The 1659-nt window shown below is 74.3% G+C and carries 1 protein-coding gene and 1 pseudogene; both read left to right on the plus strand.

What is annotated here, in order from left to right:
• A pseudogene (locus ACIBSW_RS25615) lies at window positions 1–259 on the plus strand (hypothetical protein); the annotation flags it as partial.
• A gap of 305 nt (window positions 260–564) precedes the next feature.
• Window positions 565–1557, plus strand: coding sequence for a polyprenyl synthetase family protein (locus ACIBSW_RS25620; RefSeq protein ID WP_404799477.1), 993 nt, complete (start codon window positions 565–567; stop codon window positions 1555–1557).
• Window positions 1558–1659 lie beyond the last annotated feature (102 nt).

Here is a 1659-nt window from a genome sequence, read left to right on the forward strand (position 1 = left end):
GACTCGCCCGGCCCAACTCGCCCGGCCCAACTCGCCCGGCCCGCCCGCCCGGCCCGCCCGCCCGGCCCGCCCGGCCCAACCCGCCCGGCCCGCCCGCCCGGCCCAACCCGCCCGGCCCGCCCGCCCGCCCGGCCGGCCCGCCCGGCCCGGCCCGGCCCACCCAGCCTGGCCCACCCAGCCCGGCCCACCCAGCCCGGCCCGGCCCGGCCCGTTCCGTTCCGTTCCTGTCGGGGTCCTGGATCAGGTCGGCCGGGTCTAGGTGTCGGCTTGGCTCGGTTCCAGGCCGGCCCAACCCGGTCCGGATCGGATCGCGTCGGATTTGGGTGTCTGGGTTGCGTGGGGTGTGTGGACTCGGGGTTGTTCGGGTTGTGGCTGGGGTGGCGACTCGGGCGGCGGCGGCCTGATCGGGGTGGGTGGGCAGGCGCGTGGGGGCGGGAGCCTTGGTGGACATTTCCGGATCCGCACCTTGGCGTGGTTTTGGACCTTGTAGTTGGCCCCCCTGCGCCCGCCCTTGTCGGAGGCGTATGGCATCGTGAAAGTGTGGTGAGCACCGGAGACAGCGCGCTGACGTCGCTTGGCCTCGACATCGACCCCGCGGTCGACGAGTCGGTGTCGGCGACGCTTGCCGCTGTGGAGGATGCGCTGCGCAGTAATGTCGCGAGCGCCGATCCGCTGGTGGCCGAGGCCTCGCGGCACCTGATGGACGCCGGCGGCAAGCGGTTCCGGCCCCTGATCCTGGCCCTGGGCGCCCAGATGGGCGATCCCTCCCGGGCCGAGATCGTGCCGGCCGCGCTGGTCGTCGAGCTGACCCACCTGGCGACGCTCTACCACGACGACGTCATGGACGAGGCCACCGTGCGGCGCGGCGCGCCGAGCGCCAACGCGCGGTGGGGCAACTCCGTTGCCATTCTGATCGGTGACTACCTCTTCGCCCGGGCCGCCGACATCGCCGCCTCGCTCGGGCCGGAGGCCGTTCACCTGCAGGCGCGGACGTTCGCGCGGCTGGTGCACGGGCAGATCGCCGAGACCGTCGGCCCGCGGGGGTCCGACCCGATCGAGCACCACCTGAGCGTCATCGCCGACAAGACGGCCTCGCTGATCTCCACCTCGGCCCGCTTCGGCGGGCTCTTCTCCGGCGTGACGACCGCGCAGGTCGAGGCGCTCACCGGCTACGGCGAGACGATCGGCGTCGCGTTCCAGCTCTCCGACGACCTGCTCGACATCGCCTCCGAGTCGGTGCAGTCGGGCAAGACGCCCGGCACCGACCTCCGCGAGGGCGTGCCGACGCTTCCGGTGCTCTACGCGCTGGCTGACGACGACACCGACGTCGCCGCCGTGCGCCTTCGCGAGCTGCTCGCCTCCGGGCCGCTGGTCGACGACGCGCTGCACGCCGAGGCGCTCGGGCTGCTGCGGGAGTCCGCGGCGATGAAGCGGGCCCGCGAGACCGTCCGCACCTACGCGGAGGAGGCCCGGGCCCAGCTCACCGAGCTGCCGGCGGGCTCGCCCCGCCGGGCGATGGAGTCGCTCTGCGACTTCATCGCCGACCGCACGAGCTGAGCCGACCGCACGAGCTGAGCCGACCGCACGAGCTGAGCCGACCGCACGAGCTGAGCCGACCGCACGAGCTGAGCCGACCGCACGAGCTGAGCCGACCGCACG

This window comes from Actinoplanes sp. NPDC049668 (assembly GCF_044465445.1).
Lineage (GTDB): Bacteria > Actinomycetota > Actinomycetes > Mycobacteriales > Micromonosporaceae > Actinoplanes.